The organism is Bacillus sp. FSL W8-0116 (assembly GCF_038003825.1).
Lineage (GTDB): Bacteria > Bacillota > Bacilli > Bacillales > DSM-4216 > Bacillus_O > Bacillus_O smithii.
In genome coordinates, this window is sequence record NZ_JBBOPY010000001.1 from 241784 (window position 1) to 265939 (window position 24156).

At 38.7% G+C, this 24156-nt stretch carries 25 protein-coding genes and 1 pseudogene; 4 read left to right on the plus strand and 22 right to left on the minus strand.

The window, feature by feature from the left end; genetic code table 11:
- Nucleotides 1-148: 148 nt before the first annotated feature.
- On the minus strand, nucleotides 149-1606 hold the full coding sequence (locus tag N1I86_RS01075) for an aldehyde dehydrogenase family protein (RefSeq protein WP_327805349.1): 1458 nt from the start codon (nucleotides 1604-1606) through the stop codon (nucleotides 149-151).
- A gap of 875 nt (nucleotides 1607-2481) precedes the next feature.
- Between N1I86_RS01075 and N1I86_RS01080 the strand changes: the two genes are divergently transcribed.
- Nucleotides 2482-2952 carry a CBO0543 family protein gene (locus N1I86_RS01080; RefSeq protein WP_341094508.1) on the plus strand — a complete coding sequence of 157 codons (471 nt, stop codon included), beginning with the start codon at nucleotides 2482-2484 and terminating at the stop codon, nucleotides 2950-2952.
- A gap of 769 nt (nucleotides 2953-3721) precedes the next feature.
- On the opposite strand, the gene N1I86_RS01085 is transcribed toward N1I86_RS01080, so the two are convergent.
- The 8 genes from N1I86_RS01085 to N1I86_RS01120 all read right to left on the minus strand — a co-directional run bounded on the left by N1I86_RS01085 (nucleotide 3722) and on the right by N1I86_RS01120 (nucleotide 11163).
- A complete protein-coding gene (locus N1I86_RS01085; protein ID WP_341094510.1) occupies nucleotides 3722-5083 on the minus strand; it encodes an LLM class flavin-dependent oxidoreductase in 1362 nt (453 codons plus the stop codon).
- Between the two features lie 31 nt (nucleotides 5084-5114).
- Nucleotides 5115-5966: a MetQ/NlpA family ABC transporter substrate-binding protein gene (locus tag N1I86_RS01090; protein WP_341094512.1), complete on the minus strand. Its 852-nt coding sequence runs from the start codon at nucleotides 5964-5966 to the stop codon at nucleotides 5115-5117.
- Between the two features lie 31 nt (nucleotides 5967-5997).
- Nucleotides 5998-6648, minus strand: coding sequence for a methionine ABC transporter permease (locus N1I86_RS01095; RefSeq protein WP_341094514.1), 651 nt, complete (start codon nucleotides 6646-6648; stop codon nucleotides 5998-6000).
- Nucleotides 6638-7669, minus strand: a complete 1032-nt coding sequence (locus tag N1I86_RS01100) for a methionine ABC transporter ATP-binding protein (protein WP_341094516.1) — start codon at nucleotides 7667-7669, stop codon at nucleotides 6638-6640. The genes N1I86_RS01095 and N1I86_RS01100 overlap by 11 nt, the downstream gene beginning before the upstream one ends.
- Before the next feature lie 15 nt (nucleotides 7670-7684).
- Nucleotides 7685-8527: a MetQ/NlpA family ABC transporter substrate-binding protein gene (locus N1I86_RS01105; protein WP_341094519.1), complete on the minus strand. Its 843-nt coding sequence runs from the start codon at nucleotides 8525-8527 to the stop codon at nucleotides 7685-7687.
- Nucleotides 8528-8857: 330 nt separating this feature from the next.
- The gene (locus N1I86_RS01110; RefSeq protein WP_341094521.1) at nucleotides 8858-10168 is read right to left on the minus strand and encodes a homocysteine synthase; all 1311 of its coding nucleotides are present in this window, start codon (nucleotides 10166-10168) and stop codon (nucleotides 8858-8860) included.
- Nucleotides 10169-10534: 366 nt separating this feature from the next.
- Nucleotides 10535-10819, minus strand: coding sequence for an oligopeptide/dipeptide ABC transporter ATP-binding protein (locus N1I86_RS01115; RefSeq protein WP_341094523.1), 285 nt, complete (start codon nucleotides 10817-10819; stop codon nucleotides 10535-10537).
- A gap of 140 nt (nucleotides 10820-10959) precedes the next feature.
- Nucleotides 10960-11163: a DUF1572 family protein gene (locus N1I86_RS01120; protein WP_445662250.1), complete on the minus strand. Its 204-nt coding sequence runs from the start codon at nucleotides 11161-11163 to the stop codon at nucleotides 10960-10962.
- A gap of 74 nt (nucleotides 11164-11237) precedes the next feature.
- Between N1I86_RS01120 and N1I86_RS01125 the strand changes: the two genes are divergently transcribed.
- Nucleotides 11238-12281, plus strand: coding sequence for an IS30 family transposase (locus N1I86_RS01125; RefSeq protein WP_048622401.1), 1044 nt, complete (start codon nucleotides 11238-11240; stop codon nucleotides 12279-12281).
- Between the two features lie 186 nt (nucleotides 12282-12467).
- Here the strand turns inward: N1I86_RS01125 and N1I86_RS01130 are convergent, their stop codons facing one another.
- Nucleotides 12468-12839, minus strand: coding sequence for a DUF1572 family protein (locus N1I86_RS01130; RefSeq protein WP_341094524.1), 372 nt, complete (start codon nucleotides 12837-12839; stop codon nucleotides 12468-12470).
- Between the two features lie 244 nt (nucleotides 12840-13083).
- On the opposite strand from N1I86_RS01130, the gene N1I86_RS01135 reads away from it, so the two are divergent.
- Nucleotides 13084-13671 carry a beta-class carbonic anhydrase gene (locus N1I86_RS01135; RefSeq protein WP_327797678.1) on the plus strand — a complete coding sequence of 196 codons (588 nt, stop codon included), beginning with the start codon at nucleotides 13084-13086 and terminating at the stop codon, nucleotides 13669-13671.
- Nucleotides 13672-13867: 196 nt separating this feature from the next.
- Here the strand turns inward: N1I86_RS01135 and N1I86_RS01140 are convergent.
- The 10 genes and pseudogenes from N1I86_RS01140 to N1I86_RS01185 form a co-directional block, all read right to left on the minus strand.
- Nucleotides 13868-14319 (minus strand): annotated as a pseudogene (locus tag N1I86_RS01140) (GNAT family N-acetyltransferase).
- Nucleotides 14320-14464: 145 nt separating this feature from the next.
- Nucleotides 14465-15040, minus strand: a complete 576-nt coding sequence (locus tag N1I86_RS01145; RefSeq protein WP_341094526.1) for a GNAT family N-acetyltransferase — start codon at nucleotides 15038-15040, stop codon at nucleotides 14465-14467.
- 259 nt (nucleotides 15041-15299) lie between these two features.
- Nucleotides 15300-15701, minus strand: a complete 402-nt coding sequence (locus N1I86_RS01150; protein WP_341094528.1) for a MaoC family dehydratase — start codon at nucleotides 15699-15701, stop codon at nucleotides 15300-15302.
- Nucleotides 15698-16147 (minus strand): MaoC family dehydratase N-terminal domain-containing protein, encoded by a 450-nt coding sequence (locus N1I86_RS01155; protein ID WP_327797682.1) that lies wholly within the window; start codon nucleotides 16145-16147, stop codon nucleotides 15698-15700. The genes N1I86_RS01150 and N1I86_RS01155 overlap by 4 nt, the downstream gene beginning before the upstream one ends.
- An 18-nt stretch (nucleotides 16148-16165) precedes the next feature.
- Nucleotides 16166-16930: a beta-ketoacyl-ACP reductase gene (locus N1I86_RS01160; protein WP_341097213.1), complete on the minus strand. Its 765-nt coding sequence runs from the start codon at nucleotides 16928-16930 to the stop codon at nucleotides 16166-16168.
- 463 nt (nucleotides 16931-17393) lie between these two features.
- Nucleotides 17394-18452 (minus strand): zinc-dependent alcohol dehydrogenase family protein, encoded by a 1059-nt coding sequence (locus tag N1I86_RS01165; RefSeq protein WP_341094532.1) that lies wholly within the window; start codon nucleotides 18450-18452, stop codon nucleotides 17394-17396.
- A gap of 849 nt (nucleotides 18453-19301) precedes the next feature.
- Entirely contained in the window at nucleotides 19302-20432 is a 1131-nt protein-coding gene (locus N1I86_RS01170; RefSeq protein ID WP_341094535.1) for a bifunctional cystathionine gamma-lyase/homocysteine desulfhydrase, read from the minus strand.
- A 37-nt stretch (nucleotides 20433-20469) separates the two neighbouring features.
- Entirely contained in the window at nucleotides 20470-21399 is a 930-nt protein-coding gene (locus N1I86_RS01175; RefSeq protein WP_341094537.1) for a PLP-dependent cysteine synthase family protein, read from the minus strand.
- 15 nt (nucleotides 21400-21414) lie between these two features.
- The gene (locus tag N1I86_RS01180; protein ID WP_048623280.1) at nucleotides 21415-21885 is read right to left on the minus strand and encodes an S-ribosylhomocysteine lyase; all 471 of its coding nucleotides are present in this window, start codon (nucleotides 21883-21885) and stop codon (nucleotides 21415-21417) included.
- Nucleotides 21857-22531: a class I SAM-dependent DNA methyltransferase gene (locus tag N1I86_RS01185; protein WP_340396389.1), complete on the minus strand. Its 675-nt coding sequence runs from the start codon at nucleotides 22529-22531 to the stop codon at nucleotides 21857-21859. Before N1I86_RS01185 ends, N1I86_RS01180 begins: the two co-directional genes overlap by 29 nt.
- A 481-nt stretch (nucleotides 22532-23012) precedes the next feature.
- On the opposite strand from N1I86_RS01185, the gene N1I86_RS01190 reads away from it, so the two are divergent.
- On the plus strand, nucleotides 23013-23243 hold the full coding sequence (locus tag N1I86_RS01190) for a hypothetical protein (protein ID WP_341094540.1): 231 nt from the start codon (nucleotides 23013-23015) through the stop codon (nucleotides 23241-23243).
- 270 nt (nucleotides 23244-23513) lie between these two features.
- Here the strand turns inward: N1I86_RS01190 and N1I86_RS01195 are convergent, their stop codons facing one another.
- Together N1I86_RS01195 and N1I86_RS01200 are read right to left on the minus strand one after the other, a co-directional pair.
- Nucleotides 23514-23906 carry a hypothetical protein gene (locus tag N1I86_RS01195; protein WP_341094543.1) on the minus strand — a complete coding sequence of 131 codons (393 nt, stop codon included), beginning with the start codon at nucleotides 23904-23906 and terminating at the stop codon, nucleotides 23514-23516.
- A gap of 91 nt (nucleotides 23907-23997) precedes the next feature.
- Nucleotides 23998-24123: a hypothetical protein gene (locus tag N1I86_RS01200; RefSeq protein ID WP_341094545.1), complete on the minus strand. Its 126-nt coding sequence runs from the start codon at nucleotides 24121-24123 to the stop codon at nucleotides 23998-24000.
- Nucleotides 24124-24156 lie beyond the last annotated feature (33 nt).

Sequence of the window (24156 nt, forward strand, 5' to 3'; positions counted from 1 at the left end):
CTTTAAATTATGATTATAATAATGAAAGACAGACCAATGGGGTATAAATCCAACTTCCATATTTTTCACGGAGATGATTTAGACAAAAAATAAATATAAAAAAGAGAACACCTTATAAACAAGGTGCCCTCTACTATCTTTTTAACTATTAGAATGGGTATTTTCTTGGTTTTTCTTGAACGCTTACCCATTGAACGGTCGTAAATTCTTCTAATGCCCATTGACCGCCAAAACGACCTAATCCAGAAGCTTTTTCTCCACCGAATGGCATTTGTGCTTCTACGTTTACAGGTTGGTCGTTCACGTGTGCCATACCGCTTTCGATTCTTTGTGCAACGGCAAGGCCGCGTTCTAAATCTTGAGTGAATACACCGGCACTTAGACCATACTCTACTTCATTTGCTAAACGAATAGCTTCTTCTTCTGTATCGAAAGGAATGATCGTTGCGATAGGTCCGAAAATTTCGCTTTGGGCAAGACGGCTGTCGTTTTTCACATCCGTGAAGACGAATGGAGTTATAATATTACCAACTCTTTCTCCTCTTAAAGCGACAGTTGCTCCGTCTTCTTCAGCCATTTTCGCAAAGTTTAAGATCTTTTCAATTTGTCTTTCGTTAATGATTGGGCCGATGACTACAGTAGGATCTTCAGGATTACCGTATTTCAATTGTTTAGCCCGTTCAACGAATTTTTGTACAAATTCATCATATTTGGAGCGATGAACGAAAATACGGTTGATCATCATACAAATTTGACCGGAATGCAGGAATTTACCAAAGATGGCTGAATCTACAGCTTGATCGATATCAGCGTCTTCCAATACAAGGAATGGGCTGTTTCCGCCTAATTCCAACGCAACTTTCTTTAAGTTTTGTCCAGCAATGGCACCGATATGACGTCCTACGGCTGTTGATCCAGTAAAGGAAATAAATTTAGGTACCGGATGTTCGACAAAATAGTCGCCGATTTCGCTAATATCGGTAACGATTAAGTTGAATACTCCAGCCGGCAGTCCTGCTTCTTCGAATGCTTTTGCAATGACTCCGCCACCGGAGATAGCTGTTTGTAAGTCTGGTTTATGAACGACAGCATTACCAGTAGCAATAGCCGGAACAATCGTTCTGATGGAGAGGAATAACGGGAAGTTGAAAGGACTGATAGATCCAACGACTCCAATTGGTTTTCTAAAGACTCTGTTTACTTTTCCTGGTATTTCAGATGGAGCGACAGTGGTTTCCATGCGGTAAGGATAGGAAGCAGCATCTTTAAAAGTTTCTAAGCTGGCATGAAGTTCAAATTGAGCTTTTCCAATGGTGCTTCCAGATTCTTTTGCAAGAACTTCAACAATTTCATCTTGATGATCTTCCATATATTGAGCCGCTTTTAGCAAAATTTGAGCTTTTTCTTCAGCGCTAGTTTTTGCCCATTCTTTTTGCGCTTTTTGAGCGATTAAGTAGGCATTGTTGATATCTTCTTTATTAGCCAAAGAAACTTCTTTAATCACTTCATTGTTGTAAGGATTAAGAATCGTTCCTTTGTTGGCGCTGGAACCTTCTTTCCACTCCCCATTAATAAATTGTTTTGTAATGCTGATGAATTGATTCATGTTGTAGAACCGTCCTTTCACGTGTGTGTTGTTTTGAAAAAGGGAAAACTATAAGAAGAACTTATTTCCTAGTAGTTTTGCAACCCCTTTCGTATTCTTTTATACAATGATTAATAGAAAAGATCAAATAAAACGACTCGAAAGATACAACAATATTTTGATTAAGTTTTTTATCGTATTTCAATATATAGGGAAAAGATGGAAAAGTATTATTTTTCAAGATGTGGCCGGAGCGTATAAGGAAGCAAACTTGTACTCGTTATAATAAAAATGGTCCATAAAGATTGGGTTATTTCTTAATGTACCTCTACTAAAATTTCAATATAAAAATTATTACTTTTTTACCATTAAACGGATCATTGGTTTTCTAGCAGAATCCATTCATCCAGTTTGCAATTTATCATTGAATTTAATGGAAAAGTTTCTTTTCAAGAAAAATAGCCCTATTTTTTTATAAAACGATTCATCATGAAAATGGATTACAGCAGTCGCCTCGAATCACATAAACAATATTTCCCATCCTATAAAAATTCTACGATCTTTGAATCATTGTCTTTCCTTTCCCACCAAGGCAAAACATTTTTTACAATTTCTTTTCAAACCACAAAAGGTCTTTAATAAACTTTTGCTAAGAGCTGTCATTTGCGAGTATCCGTTTTATATGAGTAGCATTAAAACGATTGTTCAAAACATCTGCATTTTCGGAATTGTTCAGTCAGCGATATTTCACCAGAAAAAAAATCATCCGATATTTTCCTGTTCAAACAGCAGAAATGATGCCTTCAGTAAAAACCTTTCATGCAATCGATAAATATTCCGCGATGATTTAGGGATAATAAAGCAAAAGAGAATGAACACGGGAGACTGATTGATCCATGAGCAAAATGATTTTGTGGGCGTTTGTAATCATTGGAATAGCCTTATTGCTTTTCAGATTCAGAAAAAAAACACTAATCAAAGACTCGATTTTAGTTTTCTTATTAAAAGCTTATTTTTCCACATTTATTGGCATTTTTGTTGCAAAAGAGAAATTGATTGAATACCCTGTTCGGTTTTTAAGCAAATATTTCGATACGAGCATTGTTTTTGAATCCTTTCTCTATCCAATTATGTGTGTATACTTTTTTCAAACAACTTACCATTCCAAGTTTCCGGGCATTGTTCTGCAATGTGCGTTGTACACCGCTGCTTTAACAATCATTGAAGTTCTTTGTGAAAAATATACAGATTTAATCGAGTACCATAATTGGACATGGATGTATTCGTTTATAACCATCTTTTTACTATCGCTTTTTGTTCGTATACTTGTACAATGGATAAACAAGATGGATAAACAAAATGGATAAAACCAAAGGTATAGTGAGCTTCCTCATCAGATGAAAAAATAAAGCTATCTCTTTCATATGGACAATCATTCTGGCGTATCCATTGCCTGCAACTTAGGATAACCTTAATTCCAATCACTCGCCGTAACGAAATCGTCAATACAGGACCTCTTTTCATGATTCGTTGGAAGTCCATTTGCCGATTTTCGTTTATATTTGAACTTTATTATTTGCAAAGAATCCTTATATAACCAAACTATCGCATAATACATTGGCATCAAAAGTCATCTTTCACTTCCTGTTTTTCCATTCATCACTTCCGAGTTGTTAACCATGGATTTCGTTCAATTGCTGCGATGTGAAGCTCTTTTAGTCGTTGAGGGATAAAGAATCTTGCCGTTCTCTCTTATGTTAAAAAGCTATTCAGCATTTTCCCCTTTTCACGTCTGTTTTGAAAGTCTGGAAAACGCTCCTTGCTTTCAAGGGCGAACGCTGTACAAATGAAAAAACGAGGAGATGCCAACTACCGCCAAGGGCAGTCGAATCGTCTCCTCAAGCAAGTTTTCCTGGATTAGCGATATTCAGTGTACATAAGAAAAATTTTCTCTTGTCAACTTCAATTACCTTCTTTGGCGTAGCAAATCAAAGTATTGAAACGGGAGTACTTCATTTTTATCGTCCATATGAGCTCTTTTAGCTATTTGATTGGCCGGCCACTAACAAGCACTGCTTATTTTTCGTTCCTTATATAAGGATAGAACTCTCTCTATTTTATGATGCAATTCCCTCTTTATTTGTTAGCTAATTTGGATTGTCTTGCTTGCGTATAACGATTAATTGGCTTCTGAAGCCCTAAATGATCGCGCAACGTATCTCCTTCATATTCACGTCGAAATAGACCGCGTTCTTGAAGAATGGGTACGACATGATTTACGAAATCTTCTAAATCTCTCGGGTACAACGGTGACTGAAGAATAAAGCCGTCCGCCGCCTCTTCCGCAACCCATTTTTCCATTTCAGCTGCGACCTTTTCCGGAGTACCGACAAAACTGTCAAACCTGCCTGCACCGATGAAAAGACGAGAGTAAAGCTGACCGACTGTTAAATCTTCTGTGTAAATCATTCGTTTTATCTCTTCATAATGACTCTGAATTCCATTTATTTCATCTGGAAGGTTCACTTCTTTTACCGGTGTATCAAGTGAATATTTTGTAAAATCTACATTTCCCATGTACCCTGACAAGAATTTTAAGGCTTGGTATGGATGAACAAGCTTTTGCAGCTCCTCAAATTTTCTTTGTGCCAATTCTTCCGTCTCCCCAATAATGGGCGAAATGCCGACTAAAATCGAAAGTTCATCTGAATGACGGCCATAGTCTGACATTTTGGATTTTAAGTTTTTGTAAAATTCCTTTGCTTTCTCCAAATCACTACGTTGTGCGAAAACAACTTCCGCCGTTCTTGCGGCTAACCGCTGACCCGGTTCTGAAGATCCTGCTTGCACAATAACCGGATGTCCTTGCGTCGATCGTGCAATGTTCAATGGACCGCGAACGGAGAAATATTGTCCTTTATAATCAAGCGTATGGAGCTTCTCTGAATCAAAAAACACTCCCTTCTCCTTGTCGAAGACAAAAGCATCATCTTCCCAAGAATCCCACAGTCCTTGAACAACATCAATAAATTCTTCAGCTCTTCGATAACGTTCATCGTGTGGATAGTGCTCTGTTCTGCTGAAGTTTAGCGCCGTAGCACCCGTAGCGTCTCCTGTTGTTACAACATTCCAGCCAACGCGTCCGTTACTAATATGGTCGACCGAAGCGAATTGCCGTGCCAGAATATACGGTTCTCCGTAAGAAGTTGAAGCCGTTGCGACGAGACCAATTTTGGATGTTGCCGTGGCAATCGCTGTAATTAAAACGACGGGGTCGAATCGATTTAAAATGTTTGGATGGGAATCCTCGTTAATCGCCAAGCTATCGGGGAAAAACACCATATCAAATTTACCTCGTTCTGCCGTTTGGGCAAGTTGGATAAAGTGATGGACGTCTATGCTTGCTGTCGGTTTCGCATCCGGATGCCGCCATGATGCGATATGCATCCCCGTTCCAATTAAATAAGCAGCCAATTTAATCTGCTTTTTCTTTGCCAATTTTATCTCCCCCAAAGTTATGAAATTCCTTTTAGTTTTTGTAAGCGTCTTTAAATGTTTTTAACTCCTTTAACGAAATAAACGTTGGAATGTAGTTGCCTTTATAAGTTTTCTTAATGAAATTCGCCACTTCATCTGTTTGATAAATTTTGACTAATTTCTTTAACTCAGGGCGGTTGGCGTCTTCTTTCCGCGCCGCAATCACGTTGATATAAGGCTTAGCCGTTTTGCTTTCATGAATGAGCGCATCTTTCAAATACAATCCTGCTTCTACCGCTACACCGTTGTTAATAATAGATGCATCAACGTCATCCATGACTCGCAGAGTATTTGCCCCATCAACGGGAATAATCTTAATGTTTTTTGGATTTTCTTTGATTTTGTCCACTCCGCCATTTCCATCAAAATTGTCCACTACTTTGATCAGCTTTGCTTCTTGCAATAATAACAAGGCACGCCCCCAGTTCGATGCATCATTTGGCACTGCGATTTTGGCCTTTTTGGGCAGCTCATCAAGAGATTTGTATTTCTTTGAATAAAGACCTAACGGTGCAATAATCGTCGTTCCGATCGGGACAATATCTGTACCGTTTTTTTCATTAAAGCTCGTTAAATAGGCAATATGCTGAAACGCATTGACATCAATATCACCTTCAGCTAAAGCCTGATTGGGGTCAACAGAGGCGTTAAAATTAACCAATTCAAGATCCAACCCTTCCTTTTTCGCTTTCTTTTTTATGAATTCCCACGTACGTAATTCAGAACTGCGAATACCAACCTTAATTTTTTTGTCTTTCGTTTCACTTACCGTTGTTTTTCCGCACCCTCCCAAACTAAGGAACAAAATAAAAACAAGAATCGATATAAAGGCTTTTTTCACCATCTTTCCTCCTTCTCTCTCATTTACATGCTGACTACATCTTTCTCATTTTTCGCTCGATAAAATTCCCCAGTGATTGTATGACCTGCACAAGCAAGACCAGTATCACAACCGTGACCACAATGGTGATTGTGCTGAAACGCTGATAACCATAGGTAATCGCCAAGTCACCTAAACCGCCGCCGCCCACTGCTCCTGCCATCGCTGTAGCACCGATGAGGCCAATCGTGGCTGTTGTGATGCTTAAAACAATAGAAGGAAGCGCCTCCGGCAACAGAAAGCGGAAAATAATTTGCAATGGAGCGGCGCCCATCGCTTGTGCGCTTTCAATAATTCCTTTATCCACTTCCAGGAGAGAATTTTCAATCAGCCGCGACATGTACGGTCCGATATGAAGGACAAGCGGAACTATGGCTGCCGTTGTCCCAATTGCCGTACCGACCAAAAATCTCGTAAACGGAATGATCGCAACGAGCAAAATAATGAACGGAATCGACCGTAAAATATTGACAATCGGATTTAAAACGGAAAATATAAACGTATTCTCTAAAATATGACCTTTTCGAGTGACGACTAATAAAATTCCAAGAGGCAAACCAATTAATGACCCAAATATGTGCGACACGCTAACCAAATACAACGTCTCCCAGCATGCCTGTAAAATTAACTCCGGACTAACTTCCATTGCGAATCACCTCATTCACTATCACTTTTTGCTGAACAATAAAATCATAGGCTCGAGAAATTTCTTCTTTTTCTCCCTGCAACTCAACGATCAAATTTCCAAATGGAACTCCCTGTAGCTCATTGATACTGCCAAACAAAATGTTCACATCCACCGCGAACGATTTTGCCACTTGCGATAAAATAGGCTTTCCGGAACTTTCTCCAACAAATTCGATATTGTAAATTTTGCTAAATGTATTGCTGGATTGAATCATATTAAAAATACTAGGTGGTATCTCGTCTCTTAAAACCGAATGAACAAAATTGCGTGCCGTCTCAGTTTTTGGGTTGGAAAAAATATCTAAAATCGTGCCTTCTTCGATGATCTCGCCGTCCTGCATCACGGCAACACGATCACATATTTGCTTAATCACTTCCATTTCGTGTGTAATAATCAAAATCGTCACGTTGTATTTCTGATTTACTCGTTTTAAAAGCTGCAAAATCGACGTCGTTGTTTGCGGGTCAAGTGCCGAAGTCGGTTCATCACAAAGGAGAATCGATGGATTTGTAGCCAATGCACGAGCGATGCCTACACGCTGCTTTTGACCGCCTGATAACTGATTCGGATAGCTGTTCGCTTTATCAGAAAGACCGACAAAATTTAATAATTCATGAACGCGCTTAGCAATAACTGATTTAGGTGTTTTACTAAGCTTAAGAGGCATCGCGACATTGTCAAAAACGGTTTTGGACCCCAGTAAATTAAATTGCTGAAAAATCATTCCGATGTTTTTTTTCGATTGACGCAACTCTTTTTCTGATAACTGTGAAAAATCTTGGCCATCGACTAAAATTTGTCCGGAGGTGGGGTTTTCCAGCAAATTAACCATTCGAATCAATGTACTTTTTCCCGCTCCACTAAAGCCAATAACGCCGAAAATTTCCCCTTTCTCAATCGTCAAATTGATATTTTTTAACGCTTCGATCGTTCGATTTTCATTTTTAAAAATTTTCGATATATTGCGAAACTCAATCACTTTACTCCCCCTGCCTTAAAATGCCGGAACAACAGCTCCATCATATTTGTCTTCAATAAACTTCTTTACTTCTGGACTTGTTAATGCTTTTGCAAGTTTTTGAATCGCATCTGAATCCTTATTGTCTGGACGAGCTACTAAAATGTTGACATACGGGGACTTATCTCCCTCTATGATCAGAGCATCTTTTTTTGGTTTAAGCCCCGCCTCCAAAGCGTAGTTTGTATTAATGGCGGCCGCCTCGACATCGTCCAGTGAACGCACCAGAAGCGGACCATCAACTGGAATAAATTGAAGTTTTTTCTCATTTTTCTTTATGTCTTGCACGGTATAATTTTTGTTTGTATTTGAAGATTCATTTAATTCAATCAGTCCGTTGGCGGCGAACAATTGCAAAGCGCGAGAGAAGTTAACAGGATCCTTTGGAATGGCTATCTTTGCCCCTTTTGGCAGTTCGTCAATCGATTTGATTTTTTTCGAATAAACGCCAAACGGCTCGATGTGAACACCGACAACTTTCACGAGATTTAACCCGCTATCTTTGTTTGTCTGTTTTAAAAATGGAGTATGCTGGAAATAGTTTGCATCCAACTCGCCATTTGCTGTCTGTTCATTTGTCAGAATGCCATCGTTAATGATTTTAATGTCAAGCTTTACACCTTCTTTTTCTAGCTTTGGTTTAATAAATTCAAGAATTTCCGCATGTGGTGTCGATGAAGCTCCAATCTTTAATGTTACTGTTTTCTTTTCAGTTGTACCTTTTGATTCTTTTCCATTGACAAGGGCTTCGTTTTTGCCGCAACCTACTAAAATAGCAAATAAAACCGTGAATAAGACCAATAAATAAAGTTTTCTCATTTTCGCTACCTTTCTCCTTGTTTATTCTTAGTTAATTGGTAGAAATAATAGGTTTTATTATTGTGATTTATCCTACCACCAAAAATCGCGAAATGGCAAGACTTCCGGTGATAGAAAGATTTATACAATTAATAGAAAAAATCTATTAATTCATTGGAAGTACTGATCTAAATGGCTTTTTCTTGCAGATAAAACAATCCCATTCTAGGGTTTGGCACATGGCAGACTATTGGATTGATATGCTCGTCGCACCAAAAAAAGCTCAATCGTCATTTGATTGAGCTCAAAACAAATATATTAAACTAAGAGGGGGATTCGATAAAAAAGAGTTTACTTCACAAAGGAAGTTACTTCTTGACTGGCTTTAATGGCTTGCTTTAGATCATACAGAATATCGTCAATTGCCTCTGTACCTACAGATAAACGAATAAGTCCAGGTGTAACGCCGGTATCTAATTGTTCCTCGCTGCTTAATTGCTGATGCGTTGTGCTGGCCGGATGAATAATTAAAGATTTGGAATCACCAATATTGGCTAAGTGAGAAAATAGCTGAACGGAATCAATCAATTTTTTCCCTGCTTCAACGCCGCCTTTAATTTCAAATGTTAAGACGACACCTTGGCCTTTTGGCAAATACTTTTTCGCTAATTCATAAGAAGGATGGCTTTCCAACCCAGGATAACTTACTGATTTAACAGCTTCTTCTTTTTCTAAAAACTTCGCTACCTCCAAAGCATTTTGGCTATGGCGTTCTAAACGCAAATGTAAAGTTTCAAGTCCTTGCAAAAATAGGAATGAGTTGAATGGCGACAAAGGCGCACCAAGATCTCTAAGCAGTTTTACGCGTGCTTTTGTAATATAGGCCGCTTCTCCGGCTTCTTCTGTGTAGATTAGGCCGTGGTAGCTTGGATCCGGATCGGTTAATCCCGGGAACTTTCCGCTCTTTTTCCAGTCAAACTTTCCGCTGTCGACAATAACGCCGCCGATTGCATTTCCATGCCCTCCGATAAATTTTGTGGCAGAATGCACAACAATATCTGCCCCAAAGTCAATTGGACGAAGCAAGTATGGGCTGGGGATGGTGTTATCCACAATGAGTGGAATCGAATGATGATGGGCAATTTCCGCAACGGCTTCGATATCCAATACGTCCCCTTTTGGATTGCCAATCGTTTCGGCAAACACTGCTTTTGTTTTGCTCGTAATCGCTTTTTCAAAGTTTTTCGGATCGGCAGGATCCACAAATTTAACGGTAATTCCAAAGCTAGGCAGTGTATGAGAAAACAAATTATACGTTCCCCCATAAAGACTTGATGAAGAAACAATTTCATCTCCGACAGACGCAATATTTAAGATGGAATAAAAGACAGATGCTTGCCCAGATGCAAGAGCAAGCGCTCCCACACCGCCTTCAAGAGCAGCAATTCGTTTTTCAAATACATCAGTCGTAGGATTAATAATTCTTGTGTAGACAAAACCTTCTTCTTTTAAGCCAAACAAGTCGGCAGCATGTTGACTGTCATTAAATACAAACGAGCTTGTTTGATAAATCGGTACTGCCCTAGATAAAGTAGTAGGATCTGGAACTTGCCCTGCATGCACAGCTAATGTTTCAGGCTGGAGCTTTCTTTCGTTTGACATCATCATTTCTCCCTTCCCAATTCATTTTGATAAAAATTTTCAAAAAAAGGCATCTATCTTCTTTGCTTCTTAGAAAGAAGAAGATGCCTTTAGTTGACTAATCGGCAAATACGAAAAATATGAAAGACTTTACTTATCCAACTAAATATATAGGTTTAATTTTATATAAAATTTACTCCCAAAATCCATAAATGTCAATTTTATTTTTAAAATTTTCTAAAAATATATTCGTTTCAAGTTTTATTAGCGATAAAAAGCGGAAGCTCCCTAGTCAGCCCCGAAAAAATGAGGGAAATTCTTTATCGGAATGACAAAAGCGACTCGATCGGTTTCTGTTATGGTTAATGTCATGTTGTACACACCTTCTTAAGAATATAAATGACAACGAACCATTCGTTCATTATCAAGATTGATTAGCTTTGGCTGTTCAACTTTGCATCTATCATACGCAAATGAGCAACGGCTTTGAAAAGAGCAACCTTTTATAGTGGACGAAGGATTTGGAATCTCCCCTTCTAAAAAAATTCGTTTTCGCTTTTCTTCTTTCAAAACTGTAGGTATAGAAGAAACAAGGGTTTGCGTATAAGGATGAAGTGGTTCTTTGTAAATATGATCAACAACCGATGCCTCCACAATTTTCCCTAAATACATAACGGTTACTCAGATGATTTCCCTGAATTCAAATCGAGTCCCCCTTTCGCCCCATTAAAAGAAATTCCTAAAAGCCAGTATCGTAATCTGGTTTAAAAAATCATTTTAACAGCTTCATTCATTCCAAAAATGGTGCTACTCTACTGCTTCCTCCTTGGTATCGTTAACGTTTTCCAGTCTGTAGATTTTATTTGTTTTGCAATATAGACGATCTGTCCGATGTGATAAGAATAGTGGTACATTTGCCTTTCGATAGCTTGGATGACAGTATGAGGCTCATTCCGGATCGTGATGGTTTTTAAAAGATCTTTTTGGCTAGTTGTATAATCAAATGCAACAAGCATAAAAAATGAAAAACCATAGATAAACCACGTATGATTAAGTCGACTAAAACAATATCGATACGGAGGATTTATCTATGGCAATTACTAATTCTACCATAGGAGCTCGGCATTTCAAACACTTAACGGCTTATGACCGTGGGAAAATTGCGGCCTTACACGCTGCTGGTAAGACTCAACAGGAGATTGCAGATTATGTTGGTTGTCACAAAAGCACCATCTCCCGTGAGTTAAGAAGAGGTACAGTGCCACAAAGAAAAAGCAACGGGAAAATTGTTCATGTCTATTTTCCAGACACAGGTCAACTTCTCTATGAGAGAAACAGGAAAGCCTGTGGCCGCAAGCTAAAACTAGACGATGCCATCGAGTTTATTAAGTATGCCGAAACTCAGATCCTTGATAAGAAATGGTCTCCTGATGCGGTATGTGGGAGAGCCAAACGTGATGGGAAATTCAAAGACAAAATGGTTTGCACCAAGACCCTTTATAACTATATTGATCTAGGACTTATAGGCGTTAAAAACATTGACCTACCTATGAAAATTACCCTGAACACCAAGAAAAAACGTAACCGGAAGAATAAGAAGATCTTAGGACGCAGTATCGATGAGCGACCAATTGAAGTCAATGAACGCCAAGAGTTTGGTCACTGGGAAATTGATACGGTTATAGGCAAGAAGACTAAAGATCAGGCCTTATTGACTCTTACTGAGCGCAAAACCCGTAAAGAAATAATTTTGAGAGTGACAGCCAAGGATAGTCTATCCGTTTCAGAAGTCATATCTCAGTTGAAAGTGTCTTATGGTAATCGGTTCTCTAAAGTGTTTAAAACCATTACGGCTGATAACGGTTCTGAATTTGCTGACCTCGGCCTTAGTGTTGAAAAAGATCTAACAGAGGTTTATTTTACACACCCTTACACATCCTGTGAACGAGGAACCAACGAGCGTCATAATGGCCTTATTAGGCGCTTCATACCAAAGGGGAGACCCATTTCCTCTGTGGCAGACGAAACCATTACCTATGTTGAAAATTGGTGTAACCATCTTCCAAGGAAGATCCTCAATTATCGTACACCTGAGGAGTGTTTCCAAATAGAGTTAGCTGGCTTAGCTTCTTAACCTTAAGCCAGCTAACCCAAAGGGTTGGTTTTTAGCAACTTGACAAAGAGCCTCTGCGGGCATGGCTACCAGCCATGAAGCCAGGTATACGGTACTGGCTGGGCCAACCAGGCTACCATGCCCACCACTCCACGTCAAGTCGCGCAGAGTGTCCCGATTCTACTTAATCATGGGTTATCTGGTCTTTCAATACTTGTTGCATTTAATATTGCAATTTAAGAAAAGATCTTTTTCGTCGATTTCATATAAAGTTTTTAAAAAAATTTGCCATCCTTTTTCCCAGTGATCAAGAAGTTCTTCCCTGCTTTTTAGATCGTTGGTAAATTCATCATCGCGATTTCGATTTGGTTTTTCTCCGTCTGAAGCAAAAAAGTCGGTCCAGCGCGAAATCATGTTGCCGTTCATATGTTTAACAATCATGCCAATACTATTGGATTCTTCGTTAAAACAGTAAAAAAGTTCATCTTCGGACAATTGTTCCATCGCTCTCTCTGCTGTTTTCTTCATATCCAAAAAACGTTCACGAACAACCTTTAAGTACTCTTGACCAATTGTCACTTCAGCACCTCCAAAAAAGATCGTTTATATTTGTTTTATTACGCAAAAAGGATCCTAATTCCTGTTCATAAAATAAGGATAAATCTCTTTATAGATTCTATTGAAAATAATGATCGCTTTTTATAGAAAACCGAAAATAAAAATCTAAATATTCTAAAAATAAATTGACGGTCACGCGGCGATTGGATATAATCATAGTAAACAGATATGATTTATGAAGTTTCGAAAGAAAGGGTGTTGGAAAATGAGTGACATTTTAAATGAAGTATTGGCCGCCAACGAAGAATACTCTGCTCATTTCGGCGATAAAGCCCATTTGCCGCTGCCGCCAAAGCGTCGTTTTGCCATTCTGACTTGCATGGACGCCCGTCTTGATCCGGCTAAGTTTGCAGGACTAGCAGAGGGTGATGCTCATGTGATCCGAAATGCCGGAGGTCGGGCAAGTGACGATGCCATTCGTTCCCTCATTATCTCATATAAACTGTTAGGAACAAGAGAATGGTTCGTGATTCATCATACCGATTGTGGGATGGAGACATTTACCAATGACGTGATCCGCCAATTGCTCTCCAACAGCCTGGAAACAGCTGAATTTGACGGACAAAATTGGAAAGATGTAGGAAGAGGCCCCGGTTCGAAAGAAGGCGAGTACATAGAATTTTTGCCGATCCGTAATCTAAAACAAAGTGTCATCGACGATGTTGAACGCATTCGTTCTCACCCTCTCGTGCCAAATTACATTCCGATCTACGGATTTATTTATGACGTGAAAAGCGGTCGTCTCGTGGAAGTACCAGAAGCGACTCGTATTGGACAAGCAGTCACCGTTTGATCATCATTGCTTTTTTCATATCACGAACCTACCGTTCTTTTATTTCCAAAAAACAAACATGTTGAAAATAGCTGCTAGAGTGCAGCTATTTTTATGGAATAACCGTTTCCTCTCGTTAACGGTCATTTTGTGTTGCTATGATTTTCATTAAAGGCTATGCTGACCTTTATTATCTTCCTAACAGCTCACATAGACATCACAGATCTTTTGATAAACGTATCATATCTTTGCATTGTATACCGTTTTCAAATATTTCCTCAGAATAATGTCGAATGAAGAAATCCCTATCTATTCCTGTTATTCTAAAGCCACATTTTTGACAAAGGATAAGTGGTGCTATACTTGAATTTCCGGTACCTATTTCCATAGTTTTATATCCTTGATTTTTCGCATGTTGTACAGCATGCTGGTCTAACTCTTTTCCAATCCCATTCCTTGTTTCTCTTTTTTAACGGCCATATTGACTAACTCAACTGTTCCTAGTCTTGTAGGCAATAATATATAGACTCCGATGATTTGTCCATTATCTTCTGCTACAAAGCATTGACCTCTTTTTAGATATCCCTCGACAAATTCTTTGGAAGGATCTGCTAACAATAGTAAATCCATTGGAGGGGCTTCGTTTGAATTCAATTTTCTAATCTTCACGACAATCTACCTTTCTTAAGAAGCGAAACCAAATTTTTAAGCAAGGTTACTGTGGATTCACAGTAAGAAAATTCTCATCCTTTAGATTATCAATATCGATCCCATCACAATTGATAGTTTCGGGAAAGTTTAGACTTTTCAAGAGTTAGATAATCGACTGTTTAAACGGATCTTTCTCTTGCGTTTTCCATTCTCTGGCTAACATGCTATAAACGATGTGGTCTACAAAATGGTCATAAAGCCATTCAGCCTCCCTGATCGTCCCTTCCTTAGAAAAACCTAATCTTTCTGGGATGGCTCGACTTTTGGAATTCAAAACTGCACATCTTATTTCTACTCTGTTTAATTGTAAGTCGTTGAAAATATGATGGATCATGGCTATACATGCTTTGGTCATCAAACCACGGCCTTGAAATGGTTCTCCTAACCAATATCCTATGCTTGTTTTCTTGTTGGTCCAATCAATAAAATGTAATCCGATTATCCCCGCCAACTGACCGTTGTACCAAATACCTGCATCCATTCCATTTTTTGAAGCAAATTTTTTCTTTGACGACTCAATGAAAGAAATCGTATCTTCTACCGCTTTGGTCGAGTCAACCCAAGGAAGCCATTCTCTAAGGTATGTTCTGCAAGAATCCGTGAGGTTAAATAATGGTTCGGCATCCTGTTCTTCGAGTAATTTGAGATAAGTTCGATCGTCAATTGGAAGTCTAAGCATGATCGTCCTCCACTATTTATCTGCTAATCATCTGTTAAAATGAAATTTTCTAACATTTTAACATAAAAATAGAAATGATAATGTGAAAATTCGTATTTTTTGTTGCAAGTATAATTCAGATCACATCATGAATTCTCTGCTTGTCCCCCATTTCAGCATCTCTCTTCACGATTCTTCTCGGCTCTCAAAAATGCACCGCAGTAAAAAGGGAGGCCTATTCGCAGTTTAAAAACTCTTAAATATCCGCCCTTTAGTATGTTTAATACGGAGAAAATACAACTTCTCCTTTTACCACTTCCTGCCCGTTTTGATTTATAGCTTGAACATGAAAACGCAGTTGATTCTCATTTTTTTCTTTTAGAGTAGCTTTTAAAGTAATAATATCGTTAAGAAAGACCATTCTTTTAAACCGGACCGAATAATCTTGTATAACCCCATCTTCATAATAAGGAGTAAAAAGCTTTGCGAGATTTCCCATTGTCCACATACCGTGTGCGATAATTCCCGGCAAACCGGCTTTTTTCGCTTCTTCATCAATGGTATGAATAGGATTGTAATCTCCGGAAGCCCCGGCATATTTAATTAAATCAAGCCGTGTAACGGGAGGAAGCTGTACCTCTTCCAGTGAATCTCCCACCTGCAATTTTATGAGCTCTTTCATTCGATCATCGCCTTTCTGACTGTTTCAGTTATGATGATAGTTTGTGTGGTAGTAAAAATGATTTCACCGGACGGTTCTTCTCCGTAGCCTTTTATAACCAAAAATCCTAACTGATCGTTGCTTCCTTTTTTCTCATAGTACTTTTCCACTTTCGAGTAGCAATAAATTTCTTCTTCAACAAAAAGAGGCCGCTCATAATGAAAAGTCTGCTCTCCGTGAATAAGCCCTTTGCTTGGAAGTTTCAATCCGTCCACCACACCGTAATCCAAGACCTTTGGAAACGTTGGCGGAGCGATATTGTTTTTATATCTAGATTTTTTTCCAGTTTCCTCATCCCAATAGATTGGATTTGGATCGCCTATGGCTTCAGCAAATTTTTTAACAACGCTTCTTTCAATTCTATTCTTCACTTTTTCAGAATATTTTCCAATATGTTCCGCAAACATTTAAGTCGCTCCTTCCTTTCAATTTTTCGGACCTCCCGCTACGTATAAAACTTGGCCGTTGATAAAGGAAGAATTCTCGTCTGCAAAGAAGGCGACAGCATGGGCAATGTCGAAAGGCTTTCCGCTTCTTCCAACCGGTATTTGTGAAACGCTGTGATGAACAAATTCCTCAAATGATAAACCAAGTCGTTTTGCTGTCTCTTTTGTCATATCTGTTTCGATAAATCCAGGAGCTACCGCATTAGTCGTAATCCCAAATTTTCCAAGTTCAATAGCCAATGTTTTTGTAAACCCTTGCAGTCCCGCTTTTGCTGCCGCATAGTTGGCCTGACCTCGATTTCCGAGAGCCGAAGTGGACGAAATGTTGATGATACGACCATAATGTTTTTGTACCATATATTTTTGAACAGCCCGCGCACAATAAAAGGATCCCTTTAAATGAACATCCATCACGGTATTCCAATCAGAGTCTGTCATTTTGAAAAGCAGGTTATCCCGAATGACTCCAGCATTATTGACAAGAATATCAATCGAGCCAAACGTGTCGACCGTTTTTTTCGTAAAGTCTTCCACCTGCGATGCATCAGTGACATTTGCCACTCTAGTAAAAATGTCAAACCCTTTTGCTTTTAATTCAGCAGCCGTTTGACTTAACGCTTCTTCATTCAAATCTATAATCGCTACTTTTGCTCCTTCTTCAGCAAAGAGCTCAGCGATCGCTCTTCCAATTCCGCGGCTTCCTCCTGTCACAATGGCTACTCTTCCTTTAAACCTTTCACCCATTATTTCATTCCAAGCTGCTAAAATCGTAAAAATTCGAATATGGCGATAGAACCAGCAAACATCGCCTACCGCCGCTTTAGGATCAGGTCGGATTTTCCTTGTACTTCGAGGCTCGTCGTTAGTTGACGACATCTGTGATGTACTATTCCTTCCATCGAAAAGTGCACGACGACGATTTTGGCAGCCGGGAATACACCCCCTTTGTATCATTTGATGCTGGTTCATCCAACAACATTTGTGCAAAATGTTCCATTATAACCATTCAAATTCCTGCTTGACAGATTCGATATTCCTCAACAAAATTCCTTTTTCTTTCAACTGGAAATCAGATCAGCAATAAAAGTCATAGTAAAAAGATCAGATACGGATTCAATTTTGTCGCTTTATAGCTCAATAGAACACTGGCAAAAGCTCATCGCGATCTAAATACCCTTCCGGAACGCTATCCGGAAGGTTTTTTTCATCAACGAAATCTAGTGATGACGTTAAATCCTTTTGTTTTAAATTGTGTCATATTGTCAAATACCGTGTTTACCTCTTTCAAGTGGACTTCCCGTTCGATCAATCGTTTCGGATTCAGTCGTCCGGAAGAAATCAAGCTCAGTAATCCGCGATAATCCGGATGAGGATTCCCAAGGCTGCCGACAAATTCAATTTCAGCTGCAGTAATGAGGTCAACAGGAAGCGAAACAAAACCTCCTTCTTCTGAGGTAGTTAACCCTACTTGAACATGTCTTCCTCCTTTTCTAAGAGACAAAACCGAATTTAACACGGTATCTTTAATCCCTAAAGCATCCAGTCCGACATGGGCACCGCCTTTTGTTACTTCTTTTATTGCTTCAGAAACGTTTTCTTTTCTGGCATTGACTGTGACAACAGCGCCTTCCTGCTTAGCAATTTCAAGTTTTTGATCATCAATATCGACTGCAATGACTTGTGCCCCTAAAGCATTAGCCACCTGAATGGCAGAAAGTCCGACCCCTCCTGCTCCATGTACAGCGACCCAATCACCAGGCTTGACATTGCCTCTTACGATACCGTGATAGCCTGTCATGTAACGGCAGCCCACTGCAGCCGCTGTCAAACTGTCTACATTGTCAGGGAGCCTGATCAGGTTAAAATCCGCGTTGCGAATTAAAATATATTCCGCATATCCGCCTTCAAGTCCAGACACCAATCCGTAAATTTGAAGATCCTCGCATAAATTCGGCACCCCTTTTTTGCAGTATTCACATCGCCCACAGGCAGAATGGAACGGAACGGTGACACGATCTCCCGGGCGAAATGACTTCACATCCTTCCCGACTTCTTCCACTATCCCTCCAAATTCATGCCCAGGAGTAATGGGTAATTCCGGAGACAAACCAATCCACGACCAATCGCCTTGCCAAGCATGCCAGTCACTGCGGCATACTCCACACGCTTCGATTTTAATCACCGCGTCTTCTGGCCCTGGTTTAGGATCCGACACGGTTTGAATTTCCAATGGTTTTTTATGATGAATAATTTTCGCTGCTTTCATCATCATTTCCCCCTTATAATGAAGACTTGGGTATTTCTGATTTTCTCTACATTTTTGGCAATAAAGTAAATACTTCTGAATCGCTATGAATTTGGATGAGTCCATTTAATAATGGCAGAAGATAGGTCACAGGATGAAAGGCTATAACAGTGTGACAATCGAGCAATAACCATTCATTCCTGTACACGCAGGCATTTGTCTTTTCAGTTATTGTTGTACAGTACTTTCTGTCAAAAAAGACATGAGGAAACGCTTACAAAATAGACCGTCAATTGATGAAACCTCCGAAAATGTTAAAGCCTTCATTTCCAAAAAGTGTTTTTATTCTCCTAAGCATTCTACTCGTTTTTTATTAGGAGAGCATCCATACTTTTGTAATTATTTATATTTTATAGTGAAACAAAATATGAATTTTTTCTGTCTTCCGTCTTGTCCTTCATATTTATCCCTTACTTCTCGTATAATGTGCTGCCTAATTCAAAAAAATATAGAAGGAATTCTCGGATTGACCCAAAATTTTAGAAAACAGAGAATGATAACTAATGTTTAGAGGATTGAAACGCGTCCTATATCTATTTATAAAAAAAGAAGGTTTCAGGATGAGGGAAGAAATCTAGAATTTGCTTGAAGTTAAGTAGGTCGGATTTTTCAAAGAGACGATTGCAGAAAGCGTTTCTTAGTATATTGGATAAGCTTTCGAGATTGCATTTACATGTGTCGACTTTCATTTTAACTGAATTCGAAATTTCCCATTTGGAAAAAACACTAAAAAATCGTTTGAAAGAAAATATCCCTTGCCAGTAAGCAAGGGATATTTTAACCTCTATTTTTAACGGAACTCATAGACCTTTATTGTAATGCAGCTTCTAGATCTTCAAGCAAATCCTCGATGTCTTCAATTCCGACTGAAATGCGGATCAATCCATCTTCAATGCCGAGTTCAAGGCGACGTTCGCGTGGAATCGAGGCATGCGTCATAAGTGAAGGAATCGAAATTAAACTTTCTACTGCCCCAAGACTTTCAGCCAACGTAAAGTAGCGTGTCTTTTTCAATACATCCAGCGCTTTTTCTTGAGATTCTACAGTAAAGGAAATCATTCCGCCAAATCCGGCAGATTGTGAACGGTGAATTTCGTGTCCTGGATGGGTTTCAAGACCCGGATAGTACACTTTTTCAACTTGTGGATGGTTTTGTAAAAATTCCACGATTCTTTTGGTGTTCTGTTCGATTTCCTCCATGCGGACACCTAATGTTTTGATGCCGCGCATCAGAAGCCAGCTGTCTTGTGGTCCAAGAATTCCACCTGTTGAATTCTGAATAAAATGAATATCTTCTGCCAGTTTTTCATCTTTTACAACAATCAGTCCGGCGACGACATCACTATGTCCTCCAAGATATTTGGTTGCGCTGTGAACGACGATATCAGCCCCAAGCGTCAATGGATTTTGCCAATAAGGAGTGCTGAATGTATTGTCTACGATAAACGTTAATTGATGTTCTTTCGCAATTTTACTAATGGCTTTCAAATCGGTGATTTTCAAAAGCGGATTGGTTGGCGTTTCTACATAAATCGCTTTCGTATTCGGTTGAATCGCTTCTTTCACTGCATCCAGATTACTTGTATCCACAAAAGTAACATCGATGTTGAAACGATTTAACACTTTCGTCATGACGCGGAACGTTCCACCGTACACATCATCTGTAGCAATGACGTGGTCGCCGGCGGAAAACAATTGAATGGCTGCGGTAATGGCCGCCATTCCAGAACTGAACGCAAATCCATACGTTCCTTCTTCAATATCGGCAATTAATTTTTCCAACGCTTCACGAGTCGGGTTTCCCGTTCTGGAGTATTCATATTTAAAATTACCTACTCCATCTTGTTTGTAGGTGCTCACTTGATAAATAGGCGTCGAAACCGCACCAGTATACGGATCACGACTAATACCACCGTGAATAAATTTTGTTTTCTTACGCATGTTAAAACTCCTTTAAAAGAAAATAAATGAAAATCTTTTATTCATTGTTTGAAAATGAATAAATTCCACTACTTAAATAACGTTCACTGCTGTCTGGAAAAATGGTGACAATATTGGTCCCTGGTTTCGCTATTTCCGCTTCTTTCAGACTAGCTTCAAGCGCTGCACCTGAAGAGCTTCCTACAAGCAATCCTTCTTTCCGAGCTACTTCGGCCAAACGGAAAAAGGCGTCCTCATCAGGAATCGTATGAATGGCATCGAAGTACTTTTTATCGATAAACGGCGGGAGAAATTCCATGCCGATTCCTTCCGTACGATGGCTTCCGGGTTCTCCGCCATTTAGTATCGAGCCCTCCGGCTCCACAATCACCGTTTTTATTTGAGGATTTTTTTCTTTTAAATAACGAGCCGTTCCCATAAAAGTGCCGCCTGAACCGGCGCCCGCAACAAACACATCAACATGGCCGTCTAAAGCATCGTATATTTCAGGACCGAGGCTTTCATAATACGTATCAGGATTGGAAAAATTTTGAAACTGCCCCGGATAAAAAGAATTAGGCGTTGTTTCCAACAATTCTTTCGCTTTCTCAATTGCCCCTTCCATTCCAAGAGACGTAGGTGTATTGATCACTTTTGCTCCGAGAGCTCTCATCAATGTTTGCTTTTCTATACTGAATTTCTCAGGTACGACAAATATTGCTTGTACACCAAATTGAATAGCTGCGAGAGCGAGACCAATTCCAGTGTTTCCAGCAGTCGGTTCAATAATGGTCCAACCTTTTTTTAGTTTACCTTCTTGGAACGCACGCTTCAACAAATATTGCCCGAGACGATCTTTTACACTTCCGCCTGGATTGAGATATTCAAGTTTGGCAAACAGGCGTACACCTTCAGGCAAGGGAAAAGAAGTGATTTCAACTAACGGTGTATTCCCAATAAGTTCAAACACATTTTTTGCGAATTTCATTTTTCATTCCCCATTTTAGGCAAAAACTTGTTTCCATTCATCACGTTTCGCTAACATTTTTCTTGCAATTTCTTTTGCCCCTTCTAATGAATGGCTTGCTGCCCAGCCGCATTGAACTTCATTGCAAGCCGGAACTTCTGTTGCTTTTAAAACATCTTTAAGTGTTTTTTCAATGATATCAAGAACTTCATCATAGTCATCATGATTGATAACAGTAAAATAAAAACCCGTTTGGCATCCCATCGGACTTATATCGACTATTTTATCAGAATAGTTGCGGCTGAATTCTGCCATCATATGTTCCAAAGAATGAAGTCCTGGCATATCCATGTGTTCTTTGTTCGGTTGGCAAAAACGAATATCGTATTTGCGAATGACATCTCCATGAATCCCCTCTTTAATACCTGCCAAACGAACATAAGGGGCTTTCACTTTTGTATGATCTAAATTAAAACTTTCAACGTTCATTTTCTTTTGTTCCGTCATGTTTATCATCTCCTTTTAATTTTGCATCCATTAGCCACACAAAGCGATTTAATTGCGTAAATGAAACGTTAAAACCATTTTCCTCAAATAAATTCGTAAGTACAGGAATGGTCGTATAATATTCACGCTGCAAATCTTCAGCAAGACGATTGAAACCTTTTTTATAAGATTCCTGTATCATTTCTTGCTTACCCTCATCTGTGGCAAAAACGGTATCAGCAAATACAACACGGCCAAGCGGATTTAATCTTTGTCTGAATTTGGCAATCGCTTTTCTTTTTTCAACATCCGTTAAGTGGTGGAAAGCATACGTGCTCACAAAAGTATCGATTTTCTCTGTAACATCAAAATCAAGGAAATCACCATCTATAATTTTTACATTTGGAAGCTTATTCCGAGCGATTTTCCTCATATTGGAAGATGGTTCGATTCCAATTACATGCAAACCTTTTTGAACCAATTTAGTCGTTAAATTTCCTGTCCCAACTCCAAATTCTACAACAATACCTTTCGCTTTGTCAGCAACTGTTGAAAGAATCTCATCATATTTAGAAAATACTTCTACATATTCAGCATCTTGACCAGACACTGTTTGATCATAAGAATGGGACCATTCGTCAAATAGCTCGTTAAATTCTCTGCCCAATCCCAATTCCTCCATATCCTATAAAATAAATCTGAATAATATGTTAACACTTCCCACTTCAAAGCGCAATGAATACATATTGGTTTATTTTCTTCCAATATTAGACTCATACAGTATTTCGTATTGTTTTATAAATATGCTGAAAGAAAGGATTTGCGATTACCGATTTAAACTCCTTTTTTAATCAATAATGGGATGGTTAAAATTTGTTTACATAATATTATTATAGAAATCCAATAAAGTTTTCCCTACCGAAATTTCTAGACAAAAAAGAAAGCGCAACACCTCAAATGAAGTGTTGCGTTCGAATAAAGGACAGATTCAAAATAATAAGGACTTTCGTTTTTAAATGAATTTAAAAAAACTTATAAATGAACAATCCCATCCACTAAATGCAAAGAAGGCTGACTAAACATCGCTAAAGCAATATTTTAATGATCTATAATAATACTAAAATTATCCAGTTAGGAGGAAGAATAGATTGAAAATTAAAATAAGAAAGATGGAAGTTAAAATAGCAGTCATTGCGTTCATTCTCTCTTCTTTCGTTTATTGCTTGCTGGGATACGGATTAGGAATTGATTATTTTAAATTTTACAGTGAACAAAAGATTGCAATAACAACAGCTCATTGGTTTAATTTGAGTCCTGTTGTCATTGCTTTGATAGCCTCTATGCTGTATCATTGGAAAAACAAAAAAGTATGTGAGTAATTCACTAGTTTTTTATGGATTTAAACCTATTATGGATACATAAAAGGAAGGGGAAACCTTCCTTTTATGTATAGAGAATTAGTTTCATAATTTCATAGCTAACTTATTGATATTCTCAGTGTTTGAACTTGTTTTCTTCTACACACCAGCTTTTACTCAGAATCAAGATTTCTTTTTCATCATTTAAATTTGAATAATCAGAATAATGCGGGATGCAGACTCACTTGTAATAAATGGAATATCCGTGATCCATGCTTTCTCCCTTTTCCCCTAGCTATATATCTTAACAAGATTATCCTTCTTTCTTATTAGCAAAAATAATCCATAACCAAAAACATTCAGCACTATTAAACTTAGTATCCAAGCTAATTTTAATTGTCCAGCATGGTACAATTGAATGAATCCCCATACGGTAAATAAAACATAGTAAACTGTAAAACCTATCGTAAATAAGAAAAATCCAATGGTACGAACATCCACTATTTCAATCGGGACAAAAGATTGATCTGTTCCGTAGTACAACTCCCTTTTGAATAGAGCAGGTATCCACCGCTTTTTGTCTTCAAAAGTAAAGTCTGATTCCCTCGAATCTGCGTTGTATAATGAAGCTTTGAGAACAAACGGTTCTGAAGCAAATAGAGAATGCATCGTCTTTGAGTTCATGAATGAAAATTTTTCTCCAACGTCATAGCCAATATCCGCAAAATGAGCGTCATGAACGTTCCCCAAGTATAGTAAAAACATGAACAGCAAACTAACAATGAATAAACTCGAAATTCAGATTTTCAGCAAGCAATTGGCGAACGATTTTCTGACGAATTTGCATCAATGAAATTAATTTTTCTGCTTGTTCCAAACCACCTAAACGTTCTACTGCCATTCTGAACGCATCAGACTCTGAATAGCCATCCCA

Excerpts from the sequence above, each read along its gene's own strand:
- N1I86_RS01075 (WP_327805349.1), bottom strand. The coding sequence starts at position 1,606 with ATGAATCAATTCATCAGCATTACAAAACAATTTATTAATGGGGAGTGG.
- N1I86_RS01080 (WP_341094508.1), top strand. The coding sequence starts at position 2,482 with ATGAGCAAAATGATTTTGTGGGCGTTTGTAATCATTGGAATAGCCTTA.
- N1I86_RS01090 (WP_341094512.1), bottom strand. The coding sequence starts at position 5,966 with ATGGTGAAAAAAGCCTTTATATCGATTCTTGTTTTTATTTTGTTCCTT.
- N1I86_RS01095 (WP_341094514.1), bottom strand. The coding sequence starts at position 6,648 with ATGGAAGTTAGTCCGGAGTTAATTTTACAGGCATGCTGGGAGACGTTG.
- N1I86_RS01105 (WP_341094519.1), bottom strand. The coding sequence starts at position 8,527 with ATGAGAAAACTTTATTTATTGGTCTTATTCACGGTTTTATTTGCTATT.
- N1I86_RS01110 (WP_341094521.1), bottom strand. The coding sequence starts at position 10,168 with ATGTCAAACGAAAGAAAGCTCCAGCCTGAAACATTAGCTGTGCATGCA.
- N1I86_RS01115 (WP_341094523.1), bottom strand. The coding sequence starts at position 10,819 with ATGTATTTAGGGAAAATTGTGGAGGCATCGGTTGTTGATCATATTTAC.
- N1I86_RS01120 (WP_445662250.1), bottom strand. The coding sequence starts at position 11,163 with ATGCTTGTTGCATTTGATTATACAACTAGCCAAAAAGATCTTTTAAAA.
- N1I86_RS01125 (WP_048622401.1), top strand. The coding sequence starts at position 11,238 with ATGGCAATTACTAATTCTACCATAGGAGCTCGGCATTTCAAACACTTA.
- N1I86_RS01135 (WP_327797678.1), top strand. The coding sequence starts at position 13,084 with ATGAGTGACATTTTAAATGAAGTATTGGCCGCCAACGAAGAATACTCT.
- N1I86_RS01145 (WP_341094526.1), bottom strand. The coding sequence starts at position 15,040 with ATGCTTAGACTTCCAATTGACGATCGAACTTATCTCAAATTACTCGAA.
- N1I86_RS01150 (WP_341094528.1), bottom strand. The coding sequence starts at position 15,701 with ATGAAAGAGCTCATAAAATTGCAGGTGGGAGATTCACTGGAAGAGGTA.
- N1I86_RS01155 (WP_327797682.1), bottom strand. The coding sequence starts at position 16,147 with ATGTTTGCGGAACATATTGGAAAATATTCTGAAAAAGTGAAGAATAGA.
- N1I86_RS01160 (WP_341097213.1), bottom strand. The coding sequence starts at position 16,930 with ATGGGTGAAAGGTTTAAAGGAAGAGTAGCCATTGTGACAGGAGGAAGC.
- N1I86_RS01165 (WP_341094532.1), bottom strand. The coding sequence starts at position 18,452 with ATGAAAGCAGCGAAAATTATTCATCATAAAAAACCATTGGAAATTCAA.
- N1I86_RS01170 (WP_341094535.1), bottom strand. The coding sequence starts at position 20,432 with ATGCGTAAGAAAACAAAATTTATTCACGGTGGTATTAGTCGTGATCCG.
- N1I86_RS01175 (WP_341094537.1), bottom strand. The coding sequence starts at position 21,399 with ATGAAATTCGCAAAAAATGTGTTTGAACTTATTGGGAATACACCGTTA.
- N1I86_RS01180 (WP_048623280.1), bottom strand. The coding sequence starts at position 21,885 with ATGACGGAACAAAAGAAAATGAACGTTGAAAGTTTTAATTTAGATCAT.
- N1I86_RS01195 (WP_341094543.1), bottom strand. The coding sequence starts at position 23,906 with ATGAACTCAAAGACGATGCATTCTCTATTTGCTTCAGAACCGTTTGTT.
- N1I86_RS01200 (WP_341094545.1), bottom strand. The coding sequence starts at position 24,123 with ATGGCAGTAGAACGTTTAGGTGGTTTGGAACAAGCAGAAAAATTAATT.